Source organism: Paraburkholderia solisilvae, from assembly GCF_902859875.1.
In the GTDB taxonomy this organism is placed as follows: domain Bacteria; phylum Pseudomonadota; class Gammaproteobacteria; order Burkholderiales; family Burkholderiaceae; genus Paraburkholderia; species Paraburkholderia solisilvae.
The window spans coordinates 19,314-45,647 of the sequence record NZ_CADIKF010000022.1 but is presented as its reverse complement, the minus strand read 5'-3'; the positions used below and the strand labels follow the sequence as shown (position 1 = coordinate 45,647).

Here is a 26,334-nt window from a genome sequence, read left to right as displayed (position 1 = left end):
CGATTTGCTAGGAATTGGCCAGATTTTGTCATTTTCGTTTGGGATTCAAATGCTTTTGAACAGGCTATGGGTTGGTTTTGTGTTTATTTGCGTCGCGTTAGCGGGGCTCGTTGTTGTTCCGTTGGGTCATGCTGAAGAGATACCTCGTCCCGAGCTTGGATGTCAGGTGCTTGATTCGGGAGGTAATCCACTTGATGCGGCCGATTTGACTTCCCAGCAGCGGGTGCAGGTGATTCGTTGTATGAACGCTGCTGATCGTGAGAGGGAATGGCAATCGAGAGTGCAGAAAAGTCAGGAGCAAACCACGGAAATACTCAGGAATGCTCGTCGGGTTGAGATTGAAAATAACACATTAGGTTATGGCGTGCCGCCTAACCCATCTTGGTTGCCGCTTATACGGCCGCGTGTGGTTCCGTGATTAGGTTTTTAACGCAGTTTCTTTATAGGAGAAGTATGGATGAACCCTGCAACAACAGCGGCGGTGGTGATCGTCACAATGGCGAGCACTCTGAGCTACGCACAACCAGCGACTCCACCAGAACGCCAACTAAATTATGTGCAAGTAGCGAATCCATCCGCTACGCAGTCTGCTTTCGTGCGAGCTGGTGAAGAGGGCAAAACGATGATATTGCGACCAAAAAGCCCTGTTGAATTTGCCAAAAATCTCAACGCCATTTTTGATCAAAATGCCCTGCTAGAAGATAATTTTTATACCGAAAATAAACTGAAAGAGATTTTTGATCTGGATGAAATTCGTATCACTAGTGATGACATCGGTGCCGAACATCATACTTCTATCCGGGCGAATGTATCTGAATCAGTATTTCCAATAATTAAAACACGAGAATTTTTGGGTGGTTTAATTTCACCTGCCGAGTTAATGGGTGAAAAAGCAATCGATCAATCTGGGTCGATTAAGGCAACTATTTATTTTTCAATGAAAAAGGGTGGTCCGAATTTCGACCTCACCCAGAAGATATTTGGAAAAGAATTTTCTCATATTCTACCCAAACCGACACCCGATGGCGGACCGCCTATGCCGGCAATTCCTCACGCATTCGAAGCATGGCAATATAAAGAATTTGGTTACCATACTATACAAACTCTCACGATTAGATTTAACGACGAGGGTGAGCTCGCTCTAATTATGATTGATATCTATAAAAAATAAATGGTGCTAGAAAAAGCGGAATGGCCGTCGAGCTGCATATATTTCTACAAATGGGGAGTTGTGTCGAAACAAGCTTCCTGGATCGGCGTAGTTTTCTAGAGGAGCGATGTAAATGAAACCTGTAACAACAGCCGCTGTGGCGACTGCTGCAGTGGCGAGCCAATTGAGTTACGCACAACCTGCGATTCCGTTGAATCCGCTGGTCGTAATGGCAAGTCAGCTGAATTATGCGCAATCACAGAATAAACCGGAAATGCATTCTGCGATGGCGAGCGGTTTGAACGATTCCCAATCGGCCGGCCCACAGAGCGCGCCGTTCGTTTCGTTAAGCATGAGCAAAGAAAGGGATGAAATGATATCTCGGCCAAAAACTGCTACTGAATTTGTCTTGAATTTAAAGGTTATTTTTGATCAAGATCTTTTGCTAAATGATGATTTTTATAATGAGGAAAATTTAAAAAATGTGTTCAATCTTGATGATGTCGACGTCGATAGAGCCCGTAATCAAAATGGAGAGCACCAGATTTCTCTTATAACCAGTCGTTTTCATTCGATATTTCCTCGGGAGTATATTCCGGGAGTGACTAACCCGGTCGCAGGTGCTCAGATGGTTGCCGGAAAAACCATTCATAGATCTGGATTGGTTACGGCTGCCGTAAATTTCGGCACGCTCCACGGTGGCCCGGATTTCGATGAGACTACTAGAATATTCGGCCGTGATTTTGTTTATCTACCCCCGATGCCGAATCCGCATCGCGTAACACCTCCAGCCACTGCGCCTCATGGAAATGAGCACTGGAGATATCAGGAGGTTAGCGAGGGCACGGAAAGAACGATCACAATACTTTTCGATCCGGCGGGCAATCTTTCTGACATTCTTATTGAAATTTCACGCAAATAAGACAAAAAGGAAAATATAATGGCTGTGACTCTTACGGCGAATGCCCTGAAAAAATTGGTCGAGGGATTTGGGTTCGGCACGGAGCAATACAATGCGATTGTGTCGGCTGCGGCTCGTTCGGATTTTCTGGCTGGTGAACTGAATGCATTCGGTGGTAGCGCTTGGAAGTTCAAGGTAGGCCTCCCTGATAGTGGAATTAGCACTGAGTCAGATGGCAATTTAATCAGCATCGACCCCTCATGGAAGGAATCATCGGATGCTTTCGCCACCACGCTGGCTCACGAACTCGGACACGCGCTGTTACCTGGCGGCACCGGCGGTTCGCCAGCAAACAACCCCTACCAAGCCATCGCGAACGGGTTGAGCAACGAGGGCGTAGCGCTAGTTTCCGAATATATCGTCGCCATCCAGTTGGGTCTGACCGGCGGTCAGGCCGGGCACATGCACTCCGACGCAAACAGCACGTTGACGCAGCAATTGAACGCACTTGCGCTCTCGATGGGCATCAATGTCAACAGTGTTCTCTTTGGCTCCGTCTCAGCCCAGACGCTTGCCAATCCCAGCTCAACACTGGTCAGCGCAGCGGGGCAATTCTACGGCAAGCTTCCTCCCTCTATCGCCCTGAATCTGACGTACAGCGAATTCTACGCGGACTGGTGGATCGTCAGTCATTGCGGCATGGATCCTAACAAGGTCGACTGGAATAAGATCCAAGGGCCGACAATCACGTACACAAATACCACCACCAATGGCAAACAAGTATGTTCGATTGACACAAAGGCCATTCCACTGAAGGACGGTAGCTGGCTGATGATCTCAGGCGAGATTTCATTGAGTGGCGCGGTAACATCAACGCTGTTCGGCGCCAACGGCCAGATATCGGAGCAGGCGAAATTCGACTACTCCGGTTTCAAAACACAGGACATCTTTTTCGGCGCAAATGGCAAGGCAACGCAGCAATACAACTTCAACCTCGACCATAGCTACACGAAATACGACTTCAGCACCGATGGCTCGCAGACTGCGACCGTATTCGGCATCAACGGCCAGATAACCGAGTACGCGAAGTTCAACGCAAGCGGCTTCAAGATCGAGGACACCTTTTACGGCCAAAATGGCAAGGCCACGCAGCAGTACACCTTCAACCTTGACCACAGCTATATCCGCTATGACTTCAGCGCGGATGGTTCGCAGACGGCGACCCTGTACGGCGTCAGCGGACAGATCACCGAGTATGCGAAGTTCAACAGCAGCGGCTTCAAAACGCAGGACACCTTCTACGGCACGAACGGCAAGACGATCCAGCAGTACAACTTCAATCTCGACCACAGCTACACGAAATACGACTTCAGCGCCGATGGCTCGCAGACGGCGACTCTGTATGGCGTCAGCGGTCAGATGACGGAATATGCGAAGTTCAACGCAAGCGGCTTCAAAACGCAGGACACCTTCTACGGCACGAACGGCAAGGCAACGCAACAGTACAACTTCAATCTCGACCACAGCTACACGAAGTACGACTTCAGCACGGACGGCTCGCAGACGGCGACCCTGTATGGCGTCAGCGGTCAAATGACCGAATACGCCAAGTTCAATTCCAGTGGTTTCAAGACGCAGGACACCGTCTATGGCGCGACCGGCAAGGCAACCCAACAGTACAACTTCAATCTCGACCACAGCTACACGAAATACGATTTCAGCGCCGATGGTTCGCAAACAGCAACCCTGTACGGCGTCAGTGGTCAGATGACCGAGTATGCGCAGTTCAACGCGAGTGGCTACAAGACGCAGGACATCTTTTACGGCGCCAACGGCAAGGCGACCCAGCAGTACAACTTCAATCTGGACCACAGCTATACGAAGTACGACTTCAGCGCAGACGGTTCGCAGACCGCAACCCTCGTCAATGCCAGCGGCCAGGTGACCGAATATGCGAAGTTCAACATCTACGGCTCCAAAATGCAGGATGTCTATTTCGGCGCGGATGGAAAGGCAACCAAGCAGTTCGACTTCAACCTGGACGGTAGCTATGCGTCACACGTGTTTAACAGCGACGGTTCGCAAATTGCCGCGCTGTTCGGCAGTTCAGGGCAGATCACCGAGTACGCCGCATTCAATGCCAAAGGCTTCAAGACGCAGGACATCTTTTACAATCCCAACGGCACCGCGAAGCAGGAGTTTGACTTCAATCTGGACAATAGCTACGCGTCACATGTCTTCAATGGTGCACAGGAACTGGTTGGAGTCTTCGGCGCCAACAACGTCATTCACGATTTCTACCAGTTCACATCGAACAGCCTGACGGAGCATGACTTTTTCGACTACTTCGGCCGTCAGATCGAGGCCGACCGTTATAACTCAGGTGGAAGTCTGACGGGCTTTACCAAGTTCGCATACAACAATGACGGTTCATACTGGTCCAACAGCTATGACCCGACAGGCCACTTGACTGCGCAATCGAAATATTCCGGCGACGGTCTTCTGCTGCAAAACAACGCCGTCTATGAAGGTGGACACAGCGGAGGGTACTTCGTCAACGCTCAGTTGGTCTGGAGCATCCAGATGTGATCTGATCCAATGCGCATCCGGCGGTTTCCCGACGGGAGCGGTCGGCTCGTGCGCGGCGGCGTTGCACCTTCTACTTGTGCTTACTGCTAGTTCGAAGGTCGCTTGTACGAAAAACTACGTAACCCCTGCCGGCGATGTTTTAGCCCGTTCAGTTGCACTCCCGAAATTAGCGCGACTCTATACTCACCACGCCGTCGAAACAAACAACGACGGCCGGGTTTAGCAGCCTGATTTAACACATGGCACGCACGCCTGCTTCGGCAGGCTGTGCTTTCTTCTTCATGTCTGCTCTGTATGGGCGGGCCGTGATAGGGGAGCCGAAAGGCTCGCCGGGTTTGCCTGTGTTCTCGGTCTGCTAACCCTGTCACTGTGCCCGCTCACCTTTTCCAAACAGGTGCACGGGCCTCGCTCTACAGGGAGGCACCATGACTAAACCAATCACGTTGGAAAGCCTGCAATCGCTGACTCACGATCAGCTCGCAAGACGTTTGATCCTGCTCAACCGTGTAAACGCGACAGCAATGGAAAACGCCGAGCGATTCAGCGATGAAGCCGCGAAGATCGCCGCACTCGCGCGTGCAATCCGGAGGCCGGGTGTGTCACTGGTCGATCGCGTCGCCATGCTCGAGACCGTCGTGCAACTCGCCCATCACGCCGAGACGGAAGCCGCACTCGATCGTCAGTGCATCGAATATTTCTGCAACTGTCCGCCGGATGAATGGGATGTCATCGAGCAACAGATCAACGGCGCGTTCGATCCGGCAACGATGCACTAGCGCGCGTATCCGGCTAACTTGCGCGTTCGGAACAATAAGCGCGCCGAACGCGCCCATCGCTTGATCAGTTCAAGCCCGGCAGATAATGCGTGAGCTTGTTGTACCCATTGCGCACCAGCTCATTGACCGCGTCGGGCCCGGCCTTCCCCCACGAATACGGGCTGCCGTCGGCATCCACATAGATCCAGTGCAAAAGTCCGTAGCGATAGTTGCCGCCACTGGTTTTGCCGATCCCGTAGATCGCATTCCGGTACGGCAACTTGTTCGGGTCGAACTTGTTGGTGGTGGCCGTCGTGCCCTGGAAGTTCGCATTGGTGAATCCCAGGTCCTTGCATAGCTGGCTGACCGCCGCGGCCGTCATCGCGAGGCCGACCTCCCGGTCCATGGCGGTGTTGTCTTGCATCTTCTGCAGGACCTCGCCGACATTCTTGTACGCGTATTCGTTGCCGAACACGGCCGAGAAATTCAGAAGCTCCGGTGCGAGCTCCGAATGCCGCTTGCAAAAACTCTCGATCACCGGATACAGCGTCCCGTAGGTCGTGGCGCCCAGTGCAACACTCGTCTTGTTGTTCCGGATCGCGGCTTGCACCGCTGCCACAAAACCGCACACCCCCCAGTTGTTCTGGTCAAGCTCCGTTACGTTCATAGCCACTCCTTTCGCATTGGATTGATGCACACGCTTGACAGCCGTGCGCAGAAACGCCGCGGGCCGACGCGCGCCTGGCTGCGCGCGGCATCACGGTCAGGAAAAGGGTAAGGGCGGCTTGCGCGAATCAACTGTCAATTACTGATCGCGGTGCTTGTGCGGGTAACGGGCAGGGCGGGCCTGCGGAATCATGAAAGGGCTTCGTTGTAGTATCGCAGCCACGCCCGCCGGATCGGGGCGTTCACGTCATCGTGCGCAAGCACATCAATCTATGGGAAACGAATCACAATGAGCGTGTCAGGCTGGCAGCAACTGGTCCGCTTATGGGAGTTGATCGTACTGGTCTGCCAATTCCTGTGGCATCTACTGCGTCTGCTCGGCGGCGGAAGTTGATTGGCCATCCGGGCGGGGCCGAATGCGCGATTACACTAACTGAGGTAACGTAAGAATTCATCCCCCCAAGGAACACGCCACGCCATGCCGACGTTCGCCCATTCCACCGAGCGCTTTTCCGACCGCGTCGCCGATTACGTCAGGTTTCGCCCCACGTATCCGCGCGAAATCGTGACGTTTCTGCACGATACGTGTGGCGTAGCGCCTGCGGCGCCGGTTGCCGACATCGGCGCGGGCACCGGTATTTCGGCGAAGGTGTTTCTGGACGAAGGGCATCCGGTTATCGCAGTCGAGCCTAACGATGCGATGCGGGCCGCAGCCGACGCACTGCTCGCGAGCTACGACGGTTTTTCAAGCGTCTCGGGCACGGCCGAAGCCACCACGCTCGCCGACGCGAGCGTCGACCTTGTCATCGCCGCGCAAGCGTTTCACTGGTTCGACCCGGTCACCGCGCGCCGCGAATTCGCGCGCATCCTGAAACCTCGCGGGCTTGTCGCGCTCTTCTGGAATAGCCGGATGCTCGAGGGCTCGCCGTTCCTCGAAGGTTATGAAGCGCTACTGCAGCAATACAGCACCGACTATCAGGCCGTAGCCGAGCGCTATGGCGATGATGAATCGATGGCCGTATGGTTCGGCGACGCGTTTGCACACAAGGCGTATTTCCCGAACGCGCAGTGGCTCGATTTCGACGGCTTGAAAGGGCGCTTGCTGTCATCGTCTTATGCGCCGAAAGCGGGGCATCCGAATCACGAGCCGATGCTGACCGCGCTGCGCGCGTTGTTCGACCGCACCGCGCATGACGGCAACGTGGAGTTCGCGTATCAGACGCGGGTCTACGTCGGTTACGCGACGCCGCAACGCTGAGCGAAGCAAGCCACCGCTGCGCAATCTTAAGCACCATGAAAAAAGCCCCATCGAATCGATGAGGCTTTTCAGGTGTGGGTTCAGCGAGCCGCTAACGAACGGTGCATCCCGCTCAGGTATTGTCGCTCCATCCACCGGAATCGTCGCTGCCCATATCGACATCGCCGCCACCGCCGCCGCTGCCGTCATCCCAATCGTTCGACCCTTGACCGAAGTCGACCGACGAATTGTCGCCGCCACCGCCGCCGCGACGGCGCTCGTCATCATCGACGATCACGTCGCGTTCAACCACACGATCACGCCCTGAGTTCAGCGCTTCGCCGAGCAGCACGCCGGTCAGCAAACCCCCCATGCCTGTGCCAAACCCGCCGCCACCTTGCTGGATGATCACCGGCGGTTGCTGCTGAGGCGGATACGGGTAGGGCGCCTGCTGCCCCGGCGGCACTTGCCGGCCAAAGTTCGCATCCGCTTCGCGCGCATAGGAAGAATCGCCCGAATAATTCTGCGCGGCCGCCGCATTCGGATCGGGACGGCCTTCCGCACGCGCCTTCAAACTCGCGACCTGCCGTTCGAGCTCGTCGAGTCGATATGGCGGCACCGGATTCTTGCGATCCGACAGGCCTTCGACCAGTTCACGCAACTGCGCTTCCGCGCCTTCGACTTCCTTTTCGAGCTGTTCGTGGCCGGGCACCGTCGACAGACGAACGTCGAGCTTCAGCGATCGCACCGTATTCAGCAACTCCGTCGCGCGTTTCAACTGCTCGCGCCGTTCGTCATCCGCGTTGGTATCGCTCTGCGATTTCGCGCGACGCAGTGTCCAGCGCAGCACCAGCGCGATTCCGGCGATAACGATGGCAATGCCGATCCACATGCCGGTCGAGGGCCCGTGGCGTTGCGGCGCTTCCGATGCCAACGCCGTCTGCTGCTCGCCACCAGACGATTGCTGCACGAACGGATTGTGCGTCGTGCTGGACTGCGTAGCGCCCGCACGCGCGGCATCGCTGCGGATGCGTGCTTCGGTCTGCGCAAAACGGCCCGGGTCGGTGAAGCGCACTTGCGGATCGAGCGTCTTCGCCTGCTGGACCTGATTGAGCGCATCGGTATAGCGGCCTTGCTGCTCGAGCACCTGCGCGTACAGATAATGCGCGCGCGCATTGTCCGGATGCGCCTGCAGTACTTCCTGCAGTTCGCTGCCGGCCTTCTGCCAGTTCTGCTGCTGAATCGCCGTTTCGACCTGCGTCGCACTCGGCACAGCGGCAAAAGCGCCGCCCGACACGAGCATCAGCGAAAGGAATGCGGCTGCGAGAGTGGCTGTGAACGGTTTTTTCATGATGCAGGCCGGGCGTCTTGACACCCGTCTCCATATCGATCGGTTCATCGCGCCGTGCGATGAGCAGATGTTGTCACCCATCATTGCACGGCGCGCGCGGCCCGCCGTGGCCGCGTTGATTGCCGCCATTACTCGGCGGGCGTGTTCAATTGCTTCTTCAACGCAGCGAGACGGTCGTCGACCGACGGGCCGCGATTGAGGTCCGCGAGCTTGTCGTCGAGCGCCTTGCCGCTCTTCACGTCAGCCGAGTTCAGGCGCGCATCGGAGCGCGCGTTCGACAACGTGACCTTGTCTTCGAGCTTCTGAAAATCTTCCGACAGGTTCTTGCCGCCGATGCCGCCCAGCGCGGTGGCTGCCGTATCTTTCGCCTGCGCGATTTGCTGCTTCGCCTGCAGGATGTTCGAGCGCGCGCTGAGGTCATTGCGGCGCTGACGCATATCGTCGATCTGCGTTTTCAATTGATCGACCGACGGTTCGAGCGTGGCCAGTTCGCGCGCGAGTGCGTCGCGTTCGGTTTCCGCATTGGCCTGGGCGGTGAGCGCTTCGCGCGCGAGGCCTTCGTCACCACCTTGCAGCGCGCGCTTCGCGCCGTCTTCGTACTTCTTCGCCTTGTCTGCAGCCACGTCGCGCTTGCTTTGCTGCGTGGCGACCTGGGCCTGGATCTCGATCAGCGAGTTCTCCGCTTTGGCAATGCTTTCGTCGAGTTCGCGCACGATCTGGCGTGCATCACGCGACGGGTCCTGTACGGAATCGGCTGCGTCGTTCAGCAGACCTTTGAGCGTTCGCGAGATGCTGTCAAATAGCGACATGAAAAACCTCCGTTGATTGAAATCGGCGCTGAATTTCCGGCGCGCTGACCCGTTCGCCCGCTAGTTTACGCCGCTGCGCTGCGTACTGCGCATTGGTGGCGCATCGGGAGGCGCACTGGGCGACGTATGGGGCGCGACTGAACATCGGGGCGCGCATGCGCATTGCAAGAGTGCGGCAACCGGTTGCGCCGATCACATGGCGACATGCCGGAATGCCGCGCGTGCAATGCGCTCCACCGGCTCGCGGATATTACACCACGTGGTCTCTTAAAAAGCGCTTAAACACGTATGCCGCTGAGCGCTCAGAGCGCCGCTGCAGGCGGCGTTGCGCGCACGGCTCGCATGTGGCTGATCGAAGCATGAGGGCGCAACGCGACGCGCGTATCGAACGCTCGTGTACGAGACTTTCGGAACGCTGACGCATCGGTTTATCGCGTGAGGTCCGACGCGCGACGCAGGGCGGTCGCGCTGCGTAAGCAAAACTACGCAAAACGCCCGGTGCCTTCGGCGGGATCGATGAAAGGGCTCTCGTCGCACGCGCTCGCGCTGGTATTGGATTTTGCTTTCTTTTTGAGCGTCGCGGCTTTTGCCGCCGCCACACGCGCGGCGGCTTCAGCGGCAGCCTGGGCATCGGCGGCGCGCGCCGCTTCGCCGGTATCGCCCGCGGCCGTCGCGCCCTCCATCGCGGACAGCGCGGACAGCGCGTGCAGCGGATCGACCGGCGCCACAACCGGCACCGGCACCGGCGCCAGCGCCGGCACGCCCGTCATGTCGTGCGCCGTACTGTCACGCTGCGCCGCACGCAACGCCTCGCCGGCCGGTTGCGCAACTGCGTTCGCTGCCTTGAGCCCGGCCGGCAATGCGTCGCGATTATGCTTTACCGAGCGCGCCACACGCTGCAGCGCCGCGTTCAACGCATCGGGCTCGCGTGGCGCGCGCAGCCGGTCGACGATGCTGGCCGCTTTGACCTGTTCGCTGGTAGCGCCGAAATTGAGCACGGCGCGCCGCATCAGTTCGCTGACGCTGATTCCGAGTTCGTCGGCCGTTGCGGCGATCGCGCGCTTCTGGGCGGGCGACACGAAAACGACGATGCGTTCGCTAGGCTTGTTCATGTGGCGGCTCGCGTATTTGACGGCATGGAGTAGCGGAGGGTCCGAGCAGGCATGCGCGGCACGGCGCATGCAGTCCATCATAAAACGACTGGCCCGGATGCGAAACCGGGCACACGGTGAATCTGCTGTGACATCAACGCATTACGCGTTTTATAGGAACATTGTCCACAGGTCTGTGCACCCGTTCTGTTGATAACCGCACGGCCGCACGTCATCGTGCTTCGGATTTGCATGCCGTTTTTTCGTTTTCGGCGCAAGTTGGGCGCGATCGTGAGGGAATTCTTACAAAAAAATCCGCTAGGATGCGGCTGGACTTCTTTAAAATGCGCTGTTACGTTGCGCCAGGCGCTGTTCTGGCGTGCCGCGCGGCCCGCAAAGGCAGGCCGCGGCATCCGGCGCACCGCCCGTTGCCGCTTGTTTCCGCCTGTTTTTCCGCCCGTTTCCGCCTGCGCCGCACGCTGAATCGCGGCATGCGGGCGGCAGCGTCCGGTACAACGACGGGGTGATTCACGCCACGATCACGCTACGATCACATTCGCGCGCATCCGGACACACGCTTGCGCAGCGCACGAAGGACGTATATAGACGGCGTGCAGCGATGCGCCGATATTCCAAGTCATGCCTATCATTAAACGACCGCCTTCTTCGAACTCTTCGGATCATCCCGGCGACCGGGGCCACGATCCGGACCGCGACAATCCGTATCACCGCTACGACGACGAGCGGCCCGCGCGCCGCATGTCGCTCGGGGCACGTCTCGCGCTCGGGCTTTTCGGGCTGCTCGTCTCGCTCGGCGTGGTCGGCGCGCTGATCATCGGCTACGCGCTCGTGGTGATGAATCCGCAACTGCCGTCGCTCGAAGCGTTGACCGATTACCGGCCGAAAGTGCCGCTGCGCGTCTACACGGCGGACCACGTGCTGATCGGCGAATTCGGCGAGGAGCGCCGCAGTCTCGTGCGCTTCCAGGACATTCCGGACCAGATGAAAAAAGCGGTGCTCGCGATCGAGGACTACCGCTTTTACGAGCACGGCGGCGTCGATTTCGTCGGCATCCTGCGCGCCGGTTTCGCGGACCTGTCGCATGGCGGCGCGTCGCAGGGCGCAAGCACGATCACGATGCAGGTCGCGCGCAATTTCTTTCTGTCGAGCGAGAAAACCTATACGCGCAAGGTCTACGAAATGCTGCTCGCGTACAAGATCGAGCGGACCTTGTCGAAGGATCAGATTCTCGAGCTGTACATGAACCAGATTTATCTGGGCGAGCGTGCGTACGGTTTTGCCGCCGCGGCGCGCGTGTATTTCGGCAAGGATCTGAAAGACCTGTCGCTTGCGCAGGAGGCGATGCTCGCCGGCTTGCCGAAGGCGCCGTCCGCGTATAACCCGATCGTCAACCCGAAGCGCGCGAAGATTCGCCAGGAGTACATCCTGAAGCGGATGCTCGAGCTGCGCTACATCACGCAGGACCAGTACGACCAGGCGGTGAAGGAAGACATCCACGCGAAGATCGCCGGCAACGAATACAGCGTGCACGCGGAGTACGTCGCCGAAATGGTCCGGCAGATCATGTACTCGCAGTACAAGGACGAAGCCTACACGCGCGGCCTCGACGTCGTGACGACCATCGATTCGGCCGATCAGGATGCCGCATACCAGGCGGTGCGCAAGGGCGTGATGGATTACGAACGTCGCCATGGCTATCGCGGTCCGGAGGGCTTTATCGAACTGCCGCCCAATGCGGACGACCGTGACGAAACGATCGAAGACGCGCTCGCCGATCATCCGGACAATGGCGAGATCGTGTCCGCGGTGGTGACTGCGGCGAGTCCGAAAGAAGTGACCGCGCAGTTGCAGGACGGCACCGTCGCGACGGCCAGCGGCGACGGTCTGCGCTTTGTCGCAGCGGCGCTGTCGCCGCGTGCGGCGCAGGCGCAGCGCATCCGGCCCGGCTCGATCGTGCGCCTCGTCGCGGACGCGAACGGCAACTGGCAGATCACGCAATTGCCGCAAGTGGAAGGCGCGCTCGTGTCGCTCACGCCGCAGGACGGCGCGATTCGCGCGCTGATCGGCGGCTTCGACTTCAACAAGAACAAGTTCAACCACGTGACGCAGGCGTGGCGGCAGCCGGGCTCGAGCTTCAAGCCGTTCATCTATTCGGCGGCGCTCGACAAGGGCCTCGGGCCGGCAACCATCATCAACGACGCGCCGCTGTACTTCCCGCCATCCACACCGGGCGGCGACCCATGGGAGCCGAAGGACGACGATCAGCCGGAAGGCCCGATGTCGATGCGCGTGGCGCTCGAGAAGTCGAAGAACCTCGTGTCGATCCGCATCCTGTCGTACGTCGGCACGAAGTACGCGCAAGACTACGTGACGCAGCGCTTCGGCTTCGACGCGGACAAGACGCCGCCGTATCTGCCGATGGCGCTTGGCGCGGGCCTCGTCACGCCGCTGCAATCGGCGAGCGCGTACTCGGTGTTCGCCAACGGCGGCTACCGCGTCAATCCGTATCTGATTTCGGAAGTCACCGACGCGCGCGGTGTGGCGATTTCACGCGCGCAGCCGTTGACGGCAGGCCGCGACGCGCCGCGCACGGTCGATCCGCGCAACGCGTACATCATGAACAGTCTGCTGCATTCGGTCGCGACCGCCGGCACCGGCGCCGCATCGAACGCGCTGCACCGCTCGGATCTGCAGGGGAAGACCGGCACGACCAACGACGCGAAAGACGGCTGGTTCGCCGGTTATCAGCAATCGCTGGTCGCGGTCGCCTGGATGGGCTACGACCAGCCGCGCAGCCTCGGCAGCCGCGAATTCGGCGCGCAGCTCGCGTTGCCGATCTGGATGGACTATATGGGCCGCGCGCTGCGCGGCGTGCCGCAGGCGGAGCCGGAGATGCCGGCAGGCGTCGCGCAGGTCGACGGCGAGCTGTTCTACGCGGATGCGGAACCGGGCAGCGGCTTTGTCGCGAGCATCGGCATGGATGGCGCGAATCCGCTGGCGGCCGCGAGCGATGCGCAAGGCGGCGTGGGTCCCGCGTCGCTGACGCCGCAGCAGCAGGCTCAACCGCAGCCGACCGTGTCGTCATCGGAGAAGAAGCAGATTCTCGATCTGTTCGAATCGAACAAGCCCTGAGGATCGCTTAACGGCTGATCGAAGCCCGCTTGAGAAAACGCGTTTGCGCCAGATGGCCGAACGCGTTTTTTTATGGGTGCGAGCGTCACGGACGATGGCCGTGCACCACCCGAGCGTGGCGTGGCCGGGATGTAATGGCAGGCAGCACGTGCATCCCCCTCTTCATGGGAACGTGCGAAACCGGTCAACGAAACGGGAGGACATATGCCGGGCATTTATCCGGGCCATTTTCGCGTGACCTCCAACGGGACAGCCAGCGCGCACGGCGAAGCGGGTGCAACGGGCGCGCATGGCCCGGAGGCGGACAAGGCGCGCGTGCAGGTCGCCATCCAGGCGAAGCAGCGAGATCTCAACGCAAAAAAGGCCGAGCTGGACGGCGTGCGTGTCACGCAGCGCGACGCGCAGCGCCGCATCGCGGTGCTGGACAGCAGAAGACATGACGCGATGACACGACCCGCCAGAAAAGACGAGGCCGCGCGCGATCTGCTGAAGGTTCAGGACGAACTCGACACGGCGTGGCGCGACAAGGTGCATGCCGACGACAGGGTGTCGACGCTCGAACTCGAGGTGGCGTCGCTCGAAAGCGATCGACTCCGCTACGAGCGGCAACTGGCGCAACTCGCGCGCGAGCGATCCGGCCTCGATCCGGCGTTTCGGAGCGCGGCGGTGTATTGACGTGCCGAACAGATACGCCGATGTCGAACCGCGCGTCAATCGTGCTTGTCGCGCGATGCGTCGGCAGCGCTTTGCGCATTCGTCGAATCGGGCGCGCTTGCAAGCGGATTACCCATCGCCTGAAACAGCGCCGCGGTGTCCGCGAGCCGCGCGCCGGTATAACGGATTTCGTCGAGCCGCGCGTTGCGGAACTGCTGTTCGCTCGCGCGCGCGGCCGTGACCGGCACCGCGCCGAGCCGGTAGCGCGCCGAGGTTTCGTCGAAGCCGGCCCGCGCGGCGAGCGCCGCCGCGTTCGCCGCATCGAGCGACTGCGCGTCGTGCTCGAGCGCGGCAAGCGTATCGGCTACGTTCTGAAATGCCGTCAGCACCGTCTGCTTGTACTGCGAAACTGTCGCGTCGTAGGTATCGAGCGCGGCGCGCCGCTGTGCGACCAGTGCGCCACCGTGGAAGATCGGCTGCGATAGTGAACCCGCGATGCTCCACAGTGCGCCCGCGCCGGACACTGCGGCCGGCCAGTTGAAACCGCCTTGTCCCATCGACGCATTCAGCGTGATGCTTGGGTACAGTTGCGCGGTGGCGACGCCGACATCCGCGGCGGCGGCCTTCAACGCCGCATCGGCGGCCTGAATGTCGGGGCGCGTTTGCAGCAGGTCGGACGGCACGACCACCGGCACTTCGTCAGGCAGATGCAATTGCGCGAGATCGAGCGCAGGCGGGGCCGCATCCGGCGTGCGGCCGAGCAGCACCGCGAGCGCATGGCGTGTCGTGAGCGCCTGCTGGCGCAACGCGGGCAAGCCGGCCGCAAGACTCGCCGCCGATTGTTGCGCGCTCAACCAGTCGCCGTGCGCGACGGCGCCGAGCGCATAACGCCGCTGCGTATCGGCGGCCTGTTCGTTTGCGAGCGCGACGAGCCGTTCAGTCGTCTCAACCTGCGCATCGAGCGTCGCCGCGTTGATGGCCGCCGCCACGATATTGGCCGCGAGCGCGCGCCGCGCCGCGTCGAATTGATACACCTGCAGATCGACGCGCTTCGCGAGCGCCGCATTCGCATACCGCACCGCGCCGAACAGATCGAACGTGTATTGCGCCTGTAACTGGCCGACGAACACGTTGTAAAGAAACGTATTCGGCCCGATCTCCGGAATCGCCAGCGCGCGTTGCCGCGAGACCTGTCCGCCCGCATCGATGGTCGGCAGCAGCGAAGCGCCGATCTGCGCGCGCAATTGCTCGCGCGCGGCCGCGAGATTTTTGTCGGCGGCGGCAAGCGTCGGACTGTTGCGCAGGCCTTCGTCGACCAGCGCGTTCAACGCATCGGAGCGGTACAGGCGCCACCATTCGGGCACCGGTTGCGCGCCGCTTGCGAATCGTTGTGCGACACCTTGCGCGGCGACCGTTTGCTCGGGCTGCGCGTGCGCGCCGTAGTGCGCGGGTTCGGGCATCGCGGGCGGCGTGCCGGTCGGGCCGAACGCGCAAGCAGCGAGCACAAGCGTTGCGACGCCCATCGAAACGGACACGCGCGTGCGATATAACCCGTGAACGTTCATGATCAATTCCCCGTATGCGTGGACGCATCCGGCCGCGGATCGCGCTCGTTGTTGCGCACCCGGAACCAGATCGCGTACAGCGCCGGCACATAGAACAGCGTCAACACCGTCGCGCTCGTGATGCCGCCCATCAGCGCGGTCGCCATCGGCCCGAAAAAGTTCGAGCGCAATAGCGGAATCAGCGCGAGCACCGCGGCGGCCGCGGTCAGCGTGATCGGCCGGAAGCGCCGCACGGTCGCGCCGACGATCGCGTCGAACCGCTTGTGACCGGCGGCCATATCCTGCTCGATCTGGTCGACGAGAATCACCGAGTTGCGCATGATGATGCCGAACATCGCGATCACGCCGAGCATCGCGACAAAGCCGAACGGCTTGCCGAACAGCAGCAGCGTCACGACCACACCGATCAGCCCGAGCGGCGCGGTCAACACGACCAGCAACACGCGCGCAAAGCTTTGCAGCTGGATCATCAGCAAGGTGAGCACGACGATCACCATCACCGGCATCTGCGCGTTGATCGACGTTTGTCCCTTTGCGCTTTCCTCGACCGAGCCGCCGATCTCGATGCGATAACCGACCGGCAGTGCCGCGCGCACATTCGCGAGCGCGCGGTCGATGCGATGCGTGGCATCGATGCCCTGCGCGTTGGCGCGCACGTCGGATTGCACGGTGATCGTCGGCTGCCGGTCGCGTTCCCAGATCACGCCGTATTCGAGATCGTTGCGCATCGTCCCGAGCGTGCCGAGCGGCACCGGGCCGTTCGGCGTCGGCATCGCGAGCGACAGCAGACGTGCCGGATCGACGCGTTCGTCCTTCGGCGCACGCAGATCGACGCTGATCAGCTTGTCGCGCTCGCGATACTGCGTGACCGTGTAGCCGGATAGCGTCATCGCGAGAAAGCTCGAGATGTCCGTCGATGAAACGCCCAGTTCGCGCGCCTTGCGCTGATCGACCGCGAAACGCATCGAGCGCTCGGCCGGTTCATCCCAGTCGAAGTGCACATTGGTCGTGCTGGTGTCGGCGCGCATCGTCGCGGCGACACGCTCGGCAATCGAACGCACCGTCGCGATGTCGTCGCCGCTCACGCGGAACTGCACCGGATAGCCGACCGGCGGCCCGTTCTCGAGCCGCGACAGGCGCGTGCGGATCGCGGGGAACTGATCGCGCAGCATCGGTTCGAGCCAGCGCGCAAGCTGTTCGCGCGCCTTCACGGTTTTCGCGGTGATCACGAACTGCGCGAAATTCGGCTGCTGCAACTGCTGATCGAGCGGCAGATAGAAACGCGGTGCGCCGGTGCCGACGAAATCGATCAGATGATCGATTTCCGGCCGGCCTTCGAGTGCTTTCTCGAGCCGCTGCGCCTGGCGCAACGTTGCGTCGAACGACGCGCCTTCGGGCAGCCGCACGTCGACCAGCAGTTCCGGCCGGTCGGAGCTTGGAAAGAACTGCTGCGGCACGAGCGTGAAGCCCGCCAGCGACACGACGAACAGCGCGACCGTCATCGCCAGCACGACGAAGCGCCGCTCGATGCACCAGCCGACCCAGCCGCGCAGACGCCGGTAGAAACGCGTGTCGTAAATCTCATGCTCGTGATCGTCGGCTTCGTGCGCGGCGCGCTTGCGCTCCGGCAGCAGGTGATAGCCCAGCAGCGGAATCAGCACGACCGCGGCAAACCACGATGCGATCAGCGCGATCGCCGACACTTCGAAGATCGAGCGCGTGTACTCGCCGGTGCTGGACTTCGCGAGTGCGATCGGCAGAAAGCCCGACACCGTGACGAGCGTGCCGGTCAGCATCGGAAAGGCGGTGCTGGTGTACGCGAACGCCGCCGCGCGCGTGCGATTCCAGCCCTGTTCGAGCTTCACCGCCATCATCTCGACCGCGATAATCGCGTCGTCGACGAGCAGACCGAGCGCCAGCACCAGCGTGCCGAGCGAGACCTTGTGCAGGCCGATGCCGAACAGATACATGCACAGCGCGGTCACTGCGAGCACGACCGGAATCGAGATCACGACCACCATGCCGGTGCGCAGGCCGAGCGACACGAGACTCACGACCAGCACGATCGCGACCGCTTCGGCGACCGCTTCGAGAAAATCGTCGACCGACAGCGACACCGCATGCGGCATGCTCGACACCTCGACGAGTTTCAACCCGGCGGGCAGGTGCGCACGCAGGTCGGCGGTCTGCGCATCGAGCGCCTTGCCGAGGCGAATCACATCGCCGTCCGGCTGCATCGTGACGCCGATGCCGAGCACCGCACGTCCTCCGTAGCGCATCTGCGTGACGGTTGGGTCGTCGTAGCCGCGTGTGATGGTCGCGATGTCGCCGAGGCGAAACGACCGGTTGTTCACACGGATCAGCGTGTCGGCAAGCGCCGCGATGTCGGCGAACTGGCCGCTCGGGCGCACGAACACGCGGTCGTCGTAGGTGGTCAGCGTGCCCGACGACGACACGTTGTTCTGCGAGTCGATGGCTTGCGCGATCTGTTGCGGCGAGATATTGAGGCGCGTCAGTTGGGTGTTCGAGATTTCGACATACACGTGCTGATCCGGGTCGCCGAAGTAATCGACCTTCGCGACGCCCGGCACGCGCAGCAGCACCGTGCGCAATTCGTCCGCGTAGTCGTGCAGCTGCGCGGGCGAGAAGCCGTCGCCTTCGAGCGTGTAGATGGTCGTATAGACATCGCCGAATTCGTCGTTGAAGTACGGACCTTGCACACCGTGCGGCAGCGTGTTCGCGATGTCGCCGACTTTCTTGCGCACCTGATACCACGTGTCGGGCACCGTCGACGCCGGCGCGGAATCCTTCATGTTGAAGAAGATCAGCGATTCGCCGGGCCGCGAATAGCTGCGCAGAAAATCGATCGACGGCGTTTCCTGCAGCTTGCGGCCGATCCGGTCCGTCACTTCCTCCTGCACCTGACGCGCGGTCGCACCGGGCCAGAAGGTTTGGATCACCATCACGCGGAATGTGAACGGCGGATCTTCGGACTGCGCGAGACGCGTGTACGCGAGGATGCCGAATAGTGTCGCGAGCGCGATCACGAACACGACCAGCGCCTGATGGCGCAGCGCCCACGCGGACAGATTGAAGCGGCCTTCGCCTGCGTCGTGCGTTCCGCTCATGAAGCGAAGTCCTCGGGATGCAGCGGTGCGACCGGGCGCACGCGCTCGCCGGCGGTGACCGTATGTACGCCTTGCAGCACGACGCGTTCACCGTCGTTCAGCCCTTGCGAGATTTCGATCGTGCGCTCGTCGTAGCGCGCGACCTGCACGCGACGCAACTCGAGCACATCGCTGCCGGCTTTCACGACCCACACCGCGGCTGCGTTGCCATCGTGGAACAGCGCGGTGGCGGGCAGCGTGAACGACTCGGCCGCGCGAGCGGACGGGGCGCCGCCATCGCGCGCGAACGACACATTCGCGGTCATGCCGAGCCGCACATCGGGCCCGGGGCGTTCGAGCGTGAGCTTCGCGCGCCAAGTGCGGCTTTGCGGATCCGCGGCCGGCGACAATTCGCGCACACGCGCGGTGAACGTACGGCCGGGTAGCGCCGCGAGCGCGATGTTCGCGTTCTGGCCGATACGCAGTGCCGCCAGCGCGTTTTCCGGCACATCGCACACGACGTCGACATCGCCGCTCCACGCGAGGCTGTAGACGGCCTGTCCGGCCGACACGTTTTGCCCGGTGTCCGCCTGCTCGGCGGTGATCACGCCGGCGTGACCGGCGGCGAGCGTTGCGTACTGCAACTGGTCTTTCGCGAGCGCGGCCTGCTGCGCTGCCTGCTCGCGCTGCGCGGCGGCTGCCGCATACGCGTCTTCGGTCTGTTCGAGCTGCGCCTGCGCGATCAGGTTTTCGCGCGCCTGCGCGCGGTCGCGATCGAGCTGCTGCTTCGCGTACACGAGCCGATGCTGCGCGGCGTCGAGTTGCGCGGCCGCGCTGGCGGCGTTCTTCTGGGCATCCGCCGGATCGAGCCGGGCGACGATCTGGCCGTTTTGCACCGTGTCGCCAAGCCGCACGCGCCGCTCGATGAGCTTGCCGCCGATGCGAAACGACAGCGGGGTTGCGTAGCGCGCCTGAACCTCGCCGGGCAACGTGGCCGCGAGCGGTTGACCGTCCGCCTTGACCGCGCGCGCGACGACCGGCTTCGGCGTCGGCGCGGCCGCGTTCTGCTGATGGCAACCGGCGAGCGCGAGCATGCCGGCGAGCGCCAGTGCGCACGCGGCGGCGCGGCGCGTGGCGGCAAAGGCGGCAGACACACGCAATAAGGAACGAACGGACGAACGATGCAGCAACGCAGCGGGCAACCCAGCGGGCAACCCAGCGGGCAACCCAGCGGGCAACCCAGCAACCCTACGGCGACCGAAGAACGCAGACTGCTTGCGCCTCGCGGACGGCACGCGACAACCGGAACGATTCACGATGATCCCTTGACAGAAAAGGGCTGAGGCGGCGAAAGCATTGCGTGTGGCGGCCCGGAAACCGGCGCCGGCCGGGACGGCCGACCAGGGCAACCCACCGTTGCTTCGGATATTGGCGTGAATTCTAATACAACCTTGTATCTGAGTACAAAGATGAATCGGAATGTACGATGCTAGACTGCCGCCCATGAAACGCAAACGGCTGACACGAGAACAGAGCAAGGACCAGACGCGGCTGCGGCTGCTGGACGCCGCGCAGGTCATTTTCATGAAGAAAGGCTTCGTCGGCGCGAGCGTCGAAGATATTGCCGAGACCGCCGGCTATACGCGCGGCGCGTTCTATTCGAATTTCCGCAGCAAGCCGGAGCTGTTCCTCGAACTGCTGCGGCGCGACCACGAGGCGATGCAAGCGGACCTGCACGGCATCTTCAGCGAGGGCGCGACGCGCGCGGAGATGGAGGCGAGCGTGCTGCAGTACTACAGCCGTCTGCCGTTTCGCAACGAATGCTTTCTGCTCTGGGTCGAGGCGAAGCTGCTCGCGGCGCGCGACGCGCGCTTCCGGACGCGCTTCAATGCGTTCCTGCATGAGAAGCGCGAAGAGCTGACCGCGTATATCAGCGAGTTTTCGGCGCGCGTCGGCACGCCGTTGCCGCTGCCGGCCGCGACGCTCGCGATGGGGTTCATCGGTCTCGTCGACGGCGTGCAGTTTCTCTACACGATCGACCCGCAGCACGTGAGCGCGGAAGTCGCCGAGTCGGTGCTGGCCGGGTTCTTTGCGCGGGTGGTGTTCGGCCGGGAGTCGGAGGAAGGCGCTTGATCCTGCCGGAACCTTGCGCGTGCGGGTTGCACGCGCGCAGCACGCACGCGGCACGTGTCATGTCCTGATACCGCATTTTGCTGATCCACGCTGATGTAATGAAAGCCCGCGCGCCGGTTGCGCGCATCAGCCCACGGGAGGTACAGCACATGCCCAGCACCCACATTGGCGGGTCGTTTCACCCCACGCTGCATCCAGCGGACGAAGGATTTCAGCCGCGTGATGCGTCCGGCGCTGATGCCGCGCGACCCGCATCGTCGTATGCGGCGGGTTCCGCGCAGTCCGCGCAATCCGCGGCGGCGCCGGTGCGTGCCGACGGTGCGAACCTGGTGCGGCACGCAGGTGCGCGCTCAGTCGATCCGGCGAACGAACCCGTCTTGCGACTGCGTGGCGGAGGCAACGCGCATCCGTCCGGGGGAAAAGACGATGGCCGGGAGCGCCTGTTGCCGGAGCAAGCGGGTTCCAGCCGCGAACACATGTATCACGGAACACAAAGCGGGTCGGAGGCGCAGCGCGCCACCAACGAGGCGAAGCGTCACGACCTGCGACGCGAGCTCGAGTTTGTCAACCGGAAGCTGGACGATACGCGTCAGAAGCGCGAAGCCACGCTCGCCGATCTGGACAGGATCAATGCGCTGATGAAAGACCTCGAGAATCAGAAGCGGCAAGACGGTTTGGACCCGGCGCGCCGCGGCGAGATCGGCGCACAGTTGAGGACGGCGCAAGACGACTTTTGGGCGAAGACGCGTGAGATCGGCGACAGCGGCAGGCAGATGCAACAGTTCGACGAGCTGCGCCGTCAACTCGAGCGCAAGCTCGATAAACTCCGCTGGACCTGAGGCGAGCGCGACGGCGAACCATCCGTGAAGCGTGAAAGGTGAACCGTGAAGCGTGAGCCGTAAAGCGAGTGCCGTAAAGCGAGTGCCGGGTGCCGCTACGCGCCGAGCCCCGGCCCGAAGTTGCTGCCGATCAGCTTCGTCACCGCGGAGATGTCCGCGTAATCCTGCTCGGGCAAGCCGTCGAGCATCGCGAGCACCTCGTTGCTCGCGCCGGCTTCGCGCGCGGCGTCGACGAGCGCATCCTTGTTGGCCGGATAAGCCGCCGCGCGCAGCACGTCGGCGATTTGCAGGTCAATCGATTCGCGCGGCACATCGTGCGCAGCCGGTCGGGTCATGGGTGCATTCCTCGCAATGAAGGGGGCGGTCAGGTTTAACGCGGACTGCGGCAGAACGTGGTGCGAGCGCGCACCGTGCAAAAGCGGGGCAACCCAGGCGGCAAACGGCACGCACCGCCAGACAAAAGCGCCAGGCGCCGCCGCGTTACACGGTCACGTCTGCAAATGCTCGTTGCGCGCGGCGAAGCCGCGCTCGAGGTGTCTCGATTTCGGCAGCGTAATGTGCTGCCAGCGATCGGGTCGAATGTCGGACTGCGCCGCGACGTCCGGCGCAGGCGGAGCAACCGGCGCCGCGTTGATGCGTTGTGTAGCGATGTCGGACAGGCCATCGGGCGCGGTGTGAACCGGTGCGGCGAAGCACGATGCCGACAGCGTAACCATGATCAACAGCGTCGAGGTTTTCATCGCTCGACCTCCTTTGCCAGGCAGCGCAGGAACTCTCGCAAGCGTTATGCCATTCGCGCGTCGCAGCAACGGCGCCCGTCCGGCATGGCCACGCCTGAAAAGCGCCACACCGATATTCCCATCTTAGACGGTAAATTTTTCAAGCGCCTTGATGAGCCTCAGACCCGCATCGGCGTTCGGTTAGCCGACGATCCGTCAGCATCGCGCCGGCCCGCGCGGCCGATGCTGTGGTGCAGCAATGCGGCAGCGTCGGATGATGTGCCTGACGACTGCGCCGCTCAGCGCAGCGTTTCGAAGCGCGTCCACGGCCAGGACGGCCGGTCGCGCATATACCCGTTCAGCCAGTTCCACTGCGGGTGCCGTTTCATGAACGCCTGCGCATCGAACGGCCGGCCGCACGGGTGGCCCCAGCGCGCGTAGAAGGCCATGTCGCGCGCCATCTCGCTGTCGACCACCTTGCCGTCGTTTGCGCCCCACGGGTTGAACGGTCCGTGATCGGAGCCGCCAAAGCGTGCGTCGTCGAGTTCGAGGTGTCCGCAGATCGTGCGCGAGCACGGGTTGTCCGGGCGATCGAGATAGACGTCGTGATGGTCGGCGATCATCTGTTTCGCGAGCTCGAGATCGATCGTGCCCTGATGCATTTCCGCGAGCTGCATGAAACGCAGCCGGCGCGCCCCGTTCTTGCGCACGTCGGTGAAATCTTCGCCTTCATCGACGCACTCCTGATTGCGGATCTTCAGATCCGACGCGGTGTTGTAACCGCAATAAAAGCCGTTTTTCGTGCTTTCGAAGCCGCTGTAGCGCAACCCGAGTTCGTAGCGCGCAATCTCGCCGGTCTTGGTATCGCCGAGCAGCCAGCTGTTCGCATAGCCGCCGTTGTTCGCAACCGCGAACCGGTCGCACCAGTCGCGGATGCTGCTCGCGTACTGTGCGGCGTGCCGCGAACGATAGAACTCCGGCGCGCCCGCCGCGTTGTAGCCGGCGAAGTTCGAGATGGTCGTTTCGGTGATCATCAGGCCCGCGGAGGTCACCCAGAAGTCGGTGAGACTCGAGATGCAGCCGGGCAGTCCCTGCATCAAAATGCGGTGCCCGGCGTCCGGCACGATGTCGAACACGACGTTGAACGCATCGCCCGCCGCATAGCGGTCCCACGAGTTGTGCGCCATCACGATGCGGCCGTCGCGCGTCGCGTCGCCGGTCGCGATGAACGCGCTGCAGTGATGGCCGCGCCGCCCGCGCCAGGGCTTCAACCCGGCACCCGGATGCTGCGCCGCGGCGAAGCTTGGCCACCAGCTTTGCAGCAGGTCCATATAGCCGTTCCACGCGAGCACTTCGGCGAACGGCAGCTTTGCGCCATCGGCGATGCCCTGGATTTCGTCGGCGAATTCGGTGTCGAGGCGCGGCGCGAACTGGGCAACCGCTGCGTTGACGAAGGTGTCGAAGTCTTCGCCGGTATCCCATTTCGCGAGGTAGCGGGCGGTGTGGATCGCGTTGCGGATTTCGCTGGCGAGCAGTTGCCCGTGTTGTTCGCCGCGGTCGTACGGTTCGCCTTCGATATGCACGAAGATCCAGCCCGCGTGGTCGCGGCGCACGGCATCGATGGACGGTTCGCTCATCTTCGCTCCCGGTCGAAGGGCACCGCGGCTTCCCGGACGAAGCGCTGCGCATTGGCGCGTGGCGCACGCCGGCAGCGTGGCGCGCGCGGCTCGCAGGCCGCCCGCGGGTCGCTTTCTGGTCAATCCATTTTAGAGAAATTGCCGCGCTTTGCACGAGGCAGGTTGTGACCGTTCGTATCAGCGGTTCAGCGTGTCGGGTTCATCCGGAAGTACGCGTCGAGCAGCGACGACTTGTAGACGACGCCGGTCAGCCTGGGTTGCGCGACGCTTTCGATCACCGGCAGCCGCTCGCCCTGATGCACGAGAAAGTGCTGCAGCGCGACGCCGAGCGACATGTCCGGCGTGAGCACGTCGAAGTGCGGTTGCAGGTAGTCGGCGGCGGTGCGGGTGGACGTATCGCGCCGGTCGATCAGATCCGACGTGATGTCCTTCAGCGCGACGACGCCGAGAAAGCAGCCGGCTTCGTCGGTGACGTACAGGTACTTCACCGGATATTCGAGGAACACGCGCGTCATGTCCTGCACGGTCGCGCTGGGCGACACCACCGTCTGCGGCGGGCGGATCAGCTCGCGCATCTGCGTCGCGCGCGCGCGCATGCGCTCCTGGTCTTCGCGATTGCGATGCAGCGTGATCTCATACATCGACGCGTTGCCGATCGCGCGCGACACGAAATAGGCGACCACGCATGAGAGGGCGAGCGGCAGCACGACCTGGTAGCTCAGCGTCATCTCGAAGATCAGCATGATCGCCATCAGCGGCGCCTGGGTCGCGCCGGCGAGGAACGCGCCCATGCCGACCATCGCGTACGCGAACGACGGCGAGGTGGCGTGCGGCCACACCGCATGCATCGCGATTCCGAACAGCGAGCCGAGCACCGCGCCGACGAACAGCGTCGGCGTAAACACGCCGCCGACCGCGCCGGAACCGACGGTCGCCGCGGTCGCGATAATCTTGAACACGAGCACCAGCACGAGCGCGGTCCAGGTCCACGGCGAATGCAGCACGGAGTTCACGACGCTATAGCCGTTGCCCCATACCTCCGGTGTCCAGACCGACAGGATGCCGACCACCAGACCGCCGATCGCGAGCCTGAACGGCAGCGGCAGTCTGATGCGCGCGAAGGTGGCCTTCGATACGCCGATGAGCCGCAGGAATTGCGGCGCCACCGCGCCGCACAGCAGGCCGAGCCCGACGAACAGCAGCACCTCGGGCCCGGTGATGATCGGGAACGCGGGCATTTCGTACGGCGCGTGGTAGCCGGCGAACGCGCGCATCGTGATGTTGGCGACCACCGATGAGACCACGACCGGCCCGAAGCTTTCCATCGCGATCGAGCCGAGCACGATTTCGGTGACGAAAAACGCGCCGGCGATCGGCGCGCTGTACGCGGACGTGATACCGGCCGCCGCACCGCACGCGACCAGCAGGCGCAGTCGCGGCGGATCGAAGTGCACGACGCGGCCGATCAGCGATGCGCACAGCGCGGCCAGTTGCACCATCGGCCCTTCACGGCCGATCGAGCCGCCGCTCGAAATCGAGAATAGCGACGATACGGTGCGCCACAGGCTCGCCTGCACCGGCACGACGCCGTCGCCGATCACGACCGCTTCCATATAGTCGGTGCTGGCCTTCTTGTCCTGGCCGCGCCGCGCGAGCACCAGCATCACGCCGGCGATCAGGCCGCCCGCCGCCGGCAGCCAGATGCGCGTGGTCCACGGCAGGCCGCGCGCCATCTCGACGAAGCTGCCTTCGGTGCCTGCGAACGCGCGCTGCAACAGCGCGATGGCTTCGCGAAACGCGGCCGTCGCGAGCGCGCCCGCGACACCGACGACCACCGACCAGACGAGCATCGTATGCGCGTCGGAGAGCCGGAAGATTCGCGCGGCGCGGGTGCGCAGCCTCAGCAGGAACGAGAGCACGGAATACGCGGGTTGGTGGGTATCGGGCGCAAGGATAGCATCGCGCGGCGCCGGCGCGG

General features: G+C 62.2%; 21 protein-coding genes. 10 read left to right on the top strand and 11 right to left on the bottom strand.

The annotated features are described in order from the left end of the window. The first annotated feature begins 4 nt into the window (after nucleotides 1–4). The 5 genes from HV675_RS15280 to HV675_RS15260 all read left to right on the top strand — a co-directional run bounded on the left by HV675_RS15280 (nucleotide 5) and on the right by HV675_RS15260 (nucleotide 5,416). Nucleotides 5–418 (top strand): hypothetical protein, encoded by a 414-nt coding sequence (locus HV675_RS15280; RefSeq protein WP_175111762.1) that lies wholly within the window; start codon nucleotides 5–7, stop codon nucleotides 416–418. A gap of 39 nt (nucleotides 419–457) precedes the next feature. After that, entirely contained in the window at nucleotides 458–1,171 is a 714-nt protein-coding gene (locus tag HV675_RS15275) for a hypothetical protein (RefSeq protein WP_175111761.1), read from the top strand. Nucleotides 1,172–1,283: 112 nt separating this feature from the next. Beyond that, nucleotides 1,284–2,072 carry a hypothetical protein gene (locus tag HV675_RS15270; protein WP_175111760.1) on the top strand — a complete coding sequence of 263 codons (789 nt, stop codon included), beginning with the start codon at nucleotides 1,284–1,286 and terminating at the stop codon, nucleotides 2,070–2,072. A gap of 18 nt (nucleotides 2,073–2,090) precedes the next feature. After that, nucleotides 2,091–4,640: a hypothetical protein gene (locus tag HV675_RS15265; protein WP_175111759.1), complete on the top strand. Its 2,550-nt coding sequence runs from the start codon at nucleotides 2,091–2,093 to the stop codon at nucleotides 4,638–4,640. A gap of 425 nt (nucleotides 4,641–5,065) precedes the next feature. After that, nucleotides 5,066–5,416, top strand: a complete 351-nt coding sequence (locus HV675_RS15260; RefSeq protein ID WP_175111758.1) for a hypothetical protein — start codon at nucleotides 5,066–5,068, stop codon at nucleotides 5,414–5,416. A 64-nt stretch (nucleotides 5,417–5,480) separates the two neighbouring features. Here the strand turns inward: HV675_RS15260 and HV675_RS15255 are convergent, their stop codons facing one another. Beyond that, on the bottom strand, nucleotides 5,481–6,062 hold the full coding sequence (locus tag HV675_RS15255; protein ID WP_175111757.1) for a hypothetical protein: 582 nt from the start codon (nucleotides 6,060–6,062) through the stop codon (nucleotides 5,481–5,483). 477 nt (nucleotides 6,063–6,539) lie between these two features. Here HV675_RS15255 and HV675_RS15250 point away from each other — a divergent pair, with 477 nt between their 5' ends. After that, nucleotides 6,540–7,319: a class I SAM-dependent methyltransferase gene (locus HV675_RS15250; protein ID WP_175111756.1), complete on the top strand. Its 780-nt coding sequence runs from the start codon at nucleotides 6,540–6,542 to the stop codon at nucleotides 7,317–7,319. Between the two features lie 112 nt (nucleotides 7,320–7,431). Here HV675_RS15250 and HV675_RS15245 read toward each other — a convergent pair whose 3' ends face one another. The 3 genes from HV675_RS15245 to HV675_RS15235 form a co-directional block, all read right to left on the bottom strand. Continuing rightward, nucleotides 7,432–8,649, bottom strand: a complete 1,218-nt coding sequence (locus HV675_RS15245) for a tetratricopeptide repeat protein (RefSeq protein WP_175111755.1) — start codon at nucleotides 8,647–8,649, stop codon at nucleotides 7,432–7,434. Between the two features lie 128 nt (nucleotides 8,650–8,777). Then, the gene (locus HV675_RS15240; RefSeq protein WP_175111754.1) at nucleotides 8,778–9,458 is read right to left on the bottom strand and encodes a PspA/IM30 family protein; all 681 of its coding nucleotides are present in this window, start codon (nucleotides 9,456–9,458) and stop codon (nucleotides 8,778–8,780) included. A 482-nt stretch (nucleotides 9,459–9,940) separates the two neighbouring features. Next, on the bottom strand, nucleotides 9,941–10,570 hold the full coding sequence (locus HV675_RS15235; protein WP_175111753.1) for a plasmid mobilization protein: 630 nt from the start codon (nucleotides 10,568–10,570) through the stop codon (nucleotides 9,941–9,943). Between the two features lie 618 nt (nucleotides 10,571–11,188). Between HV675_RS15235 and HV675_RS15230 the strand changes: the two genes are divergently transcribed. After that, nucleotides 11,189–13,702, top strand: a complete 2,514-nt coding sequence (locus HV675_RS15230) for a penicillin-binding protein 1A (RefSeq protein WP_175111752.1) — start codon at nucleotides 11,189–11,191, stop codon at nucleotides 13,700–13,702. 204 nt (nucleotides 13,703–13,906) lie between these two features. Then, a complete protein-coding gene (locus HV675_RS15225; protein WP_175111751.1) occupies nucleotides 13,907–14,377 on the top strand; it encodes a hypothetical protein in 471 nt (156 codons plus the stop codon). A 35-nt stretch (nucleotides 14,378–14,412) separates the two neighbouring features. Here HV675_RS15225 and HV675_RS15220 read toward each other — a convergent pair whose 3' ends face one another. Genes HV675_RS15220 through HV675_RS15210 form a run of 3 tightly spaced genes read right to left on the bottom strand, consistent with a single transcriptional unit; the run spans nucleotide 14,413 to nucleotide 20,122 of the window. After that, complete coding sequence (locus HV675_RS15220) at nucleotides 14,413–15,921, bottom strand: efflux transporter outer membrane subunit (RefSeq protein ID WP_175111750.1); 1,509 nt, start codon at nucleotides 15,919–15,921, stop codon at nucleotides 14,413–14,415. Nucleotides 15,922–15,923: 2 nt separating this feature from the next. Continuing rightward, entirely contained in the window at nucleotides 15,924–19,049 is a 3,126-nt protein-coding gene (locus tag HV675_RS15215) for an efflux RND transporter permease subunit (RefSeq protein ID WP_175111749.1), read from the bottom strand. Further along, nucleotides 19,046–20,122: an efflux RND transporter periplasmic adaptor subunit gene (locus HV675_RS15210; protein WP_175111814.1), complete on the bottom strand. Its 1,077-nt coding sequence runs from the start codon at nucleotides 20,120–20,122 to the stop codon at nucleotides 19,046–19,048. Before HV675_RS15210 ends, HV675_RS15215 begins: the two co-directional genes overlap by 4 nt. Before the next feature lie 409 nt (nucleotides 20,123–20,531). Here HV675_RS15210 and HV675_RS15205 point away from each other — a divergent pair, with 409 nt between their 5' ends. Together HV675_RS15205 and HV675_RS15200 are read left to right on the top strand one after the other, a co-directional pair. After that, complete coding sequence (locus tag HV675_RS15205; RefSeq protein ID WP_175111748.1) at nucleotides 20,532–21,161, top strand: TetR/AcrR family transcriptional regulator; 630 nt, start codon at nucleotides 20,532–20,534, stop codon at nucleotides 21,159–21,161. A 149-nt stretch (nucleotides 21,162–21,310) separates the two neighbouring features. Next, nucleotides 21,311–22,000: a hypothetical protein gene (locus tag HV675_RS15200; protein WP_175111747.1), complete on the top strand. Its 690-nt coding sequence runs from the start codon at nucleotides 21,311–21,313 to the stop codon at nucleotides 21,998–22,000. A 95-nt stretch (nucleotides 22,001–22,095) separates the two neighbouring features. On the opposite strand, the gene HV675_RS15195 is transcribed toward HV675_RS15200, so the two are convergent. The 4 genes from HV675_RS15195 to HV675_RS15180 form a co-directional block, all read right to left on the bottom strand. Continuing rightward, entirely contained in the window at nucleotides 22,096–22,335 is a 240-nt protein-coding gene (locus tag HV675_RS15195; RefSeq protein WP_175111746.1) for a DUF2795 domain-containing protein, read from the bottom strand. 153 nt (nucleotides 22,336–22,488) lie between these two features. After that, nucleotides 22,489–22,740 (bottom strand): hypothetical protein, encoded by a 252-nt coding sequence (locus HV675_RS15190; RefSeq protein WP_175111745.1) that lies wholly within the window; start codon nucleotides 22,738–22,740, stop codon nucleotides 22,489–22,491. A 278-nt stretch (nucleotides 22,741–23,018) separates the two neighbouring features. Beyond that, nucleotides 23,019–24,356, bottom strand: a complete 1,338-nt coding sequence (locus HV675_RS15185) for a C45 family autoproteolytic acyltransferase/hydrolase (protein WP_175111744.1) — start codon at nucleotides 24,354–24,356, stop codon at nucleotides 23,019–23,021. 185 nt (nucleotides 24,357–24,541) lie between these two features. Further along, entirely contained in the window at nucleotides 24,542–26,275 is a 1,734-nt protein-coding gene (locus HV675_RS15180) for a ClcB-like voltage-gated chloride channel protein (protein WP_175111813.1), read from the bottom strand. Nucleotides 26,276–26,334 lie beyond the last annotated feature (59 nt).

Bases quoted from the DNA above. Each gene is read 5' to 3' on its own strand.
- HV675_RS15275 (WP_175111761.1), top strand. From the start codon at position 458: ATGAACCCTGCAACAACAGCGGCGGTGGTGATCGTCACAATGGCGAGC.
- HV675_RS15270 (WP_175111760.1), top strand. From the start codon at position 1,284: ATGAAACCTGTAACAACAGCCGCTGTGGCGACTGCTGCAGTGGCGAGC.
- HV675_RS15265 (WP_175111759.1), top strand. From the start codon at position 2,091: ATGGCTGTGACTCTTACGGCGAATGCCCTGAAAAAATTGGTCGAGGGA.
- HV675_RS15260 (WP_175111758.1), top strand. From the start codon at position 5,066: ATGACTAAACCAATCACGTTGGAAAGCCTGCAATCGCTGACTCACGAT.
- HV675_RS15255 (WP_175111757.1), bottom strand. From the start codon at position 6,062: ATGAACGTAACGGAGCTTGACCAGAACAACTGGGGGGTGTGCGGTTTT.
- HV675_RS15250 (WP_175111756.1), top strand. From the start codon at position 6,540: ATGCCGACGTTCGCCCATTCCACCGAGCGCTTTTCCGACCGCGTCGCC.
- HV675_RS15245 (WP_175111755.1), bottom strand. From the start codon at position 8,649: ATGAAAAAACCGTTCACAGCCACTCTCGCAGCCGCATTCCTTTCGCTG.
- HV675_RS15240 (WP_175111754.1), bottom strand. From the start codon at position 9,458: ATGTCGCTATTTGACAGCATCTCGCGAACGCTCAAAGGTCTGCTGAAC.
- HV675_RS15235 (WP_175111753.1), bottom strand. From the start codon at position 10,570: ATGAACAAGCCTAGCGAACGCATCGTCGTTTTCGTGTCGCCCGCCCAG.
- HV675_RS15230 (WP_175111752.1), top strand. From the start codon at position 11,189: ATGCCTATCATTAAACGACCGCCTTCTTCGAACTCTTCGGATCATCCC.
- HV675_RS15225 (WP_175111751.1), top strand. From the start codon at position 13,907: ATGCCGGGCATTTATCCGGGCCATTTTCGCGTGACCTCCAACGGGACA.
- HV675_RS15220 (WP_175111750.1), bottom strand. From the start codon at position 15,921: ATGAACGTTCACGGGTTATATCGCACGCGCGTGTCCGTTTCGATGGGC.
- HV675_RS15215 (WP_175111749.1), bottom strand. From the start codon at position 19,049: ATGAGCGGAACGCACGACGCAGGCGAAGGCCGCTTCAATCTGTCCGCG.
- HV675_RS15210 (WP_175111814.1), bottom strand. From the start codon at position 20,122: ATGCTCGCGCTCGCCGGTTGCCATCAGCAGAACGCGGCCGCGCCGACG.
- HV675_RS15205 (WP_175111748.1), top strand. From the start codon at position 20,532: ATGAAACGCAAACGGCTGACACGAGAACAGAGCAAGGACCAGACGCGG.
- HV675_RS15200 (WP_175111747.1), top strand. From the start codon at position 21,311: ATGCCCAGCACCCACATTGGCGGGTCGTTTCACCCCACGCTGCATCCA.
- HV675_RS15195 (WP_175111746.1), bottom strand. From the start codon at position 22,335: ATGACCCGACCGGCTGCGCACGATGTGCCGCGCGAATCGATTGACCTG.
- HV675_RS15190 (WP_175111745.1), bottom strand. From the start codon at position 22,740: ATGAAAACCTCGACGCTGTTGATCATGGTTACGCTGTCGGCATCGTGC.
- HV675_RS15185 (WP_175111744.1), bottom strand. From the start codon at position 24,356: ATGAGCGAACCGTCCATCGATGCCGTGCGCCGCGACCACGCGGGCTGG.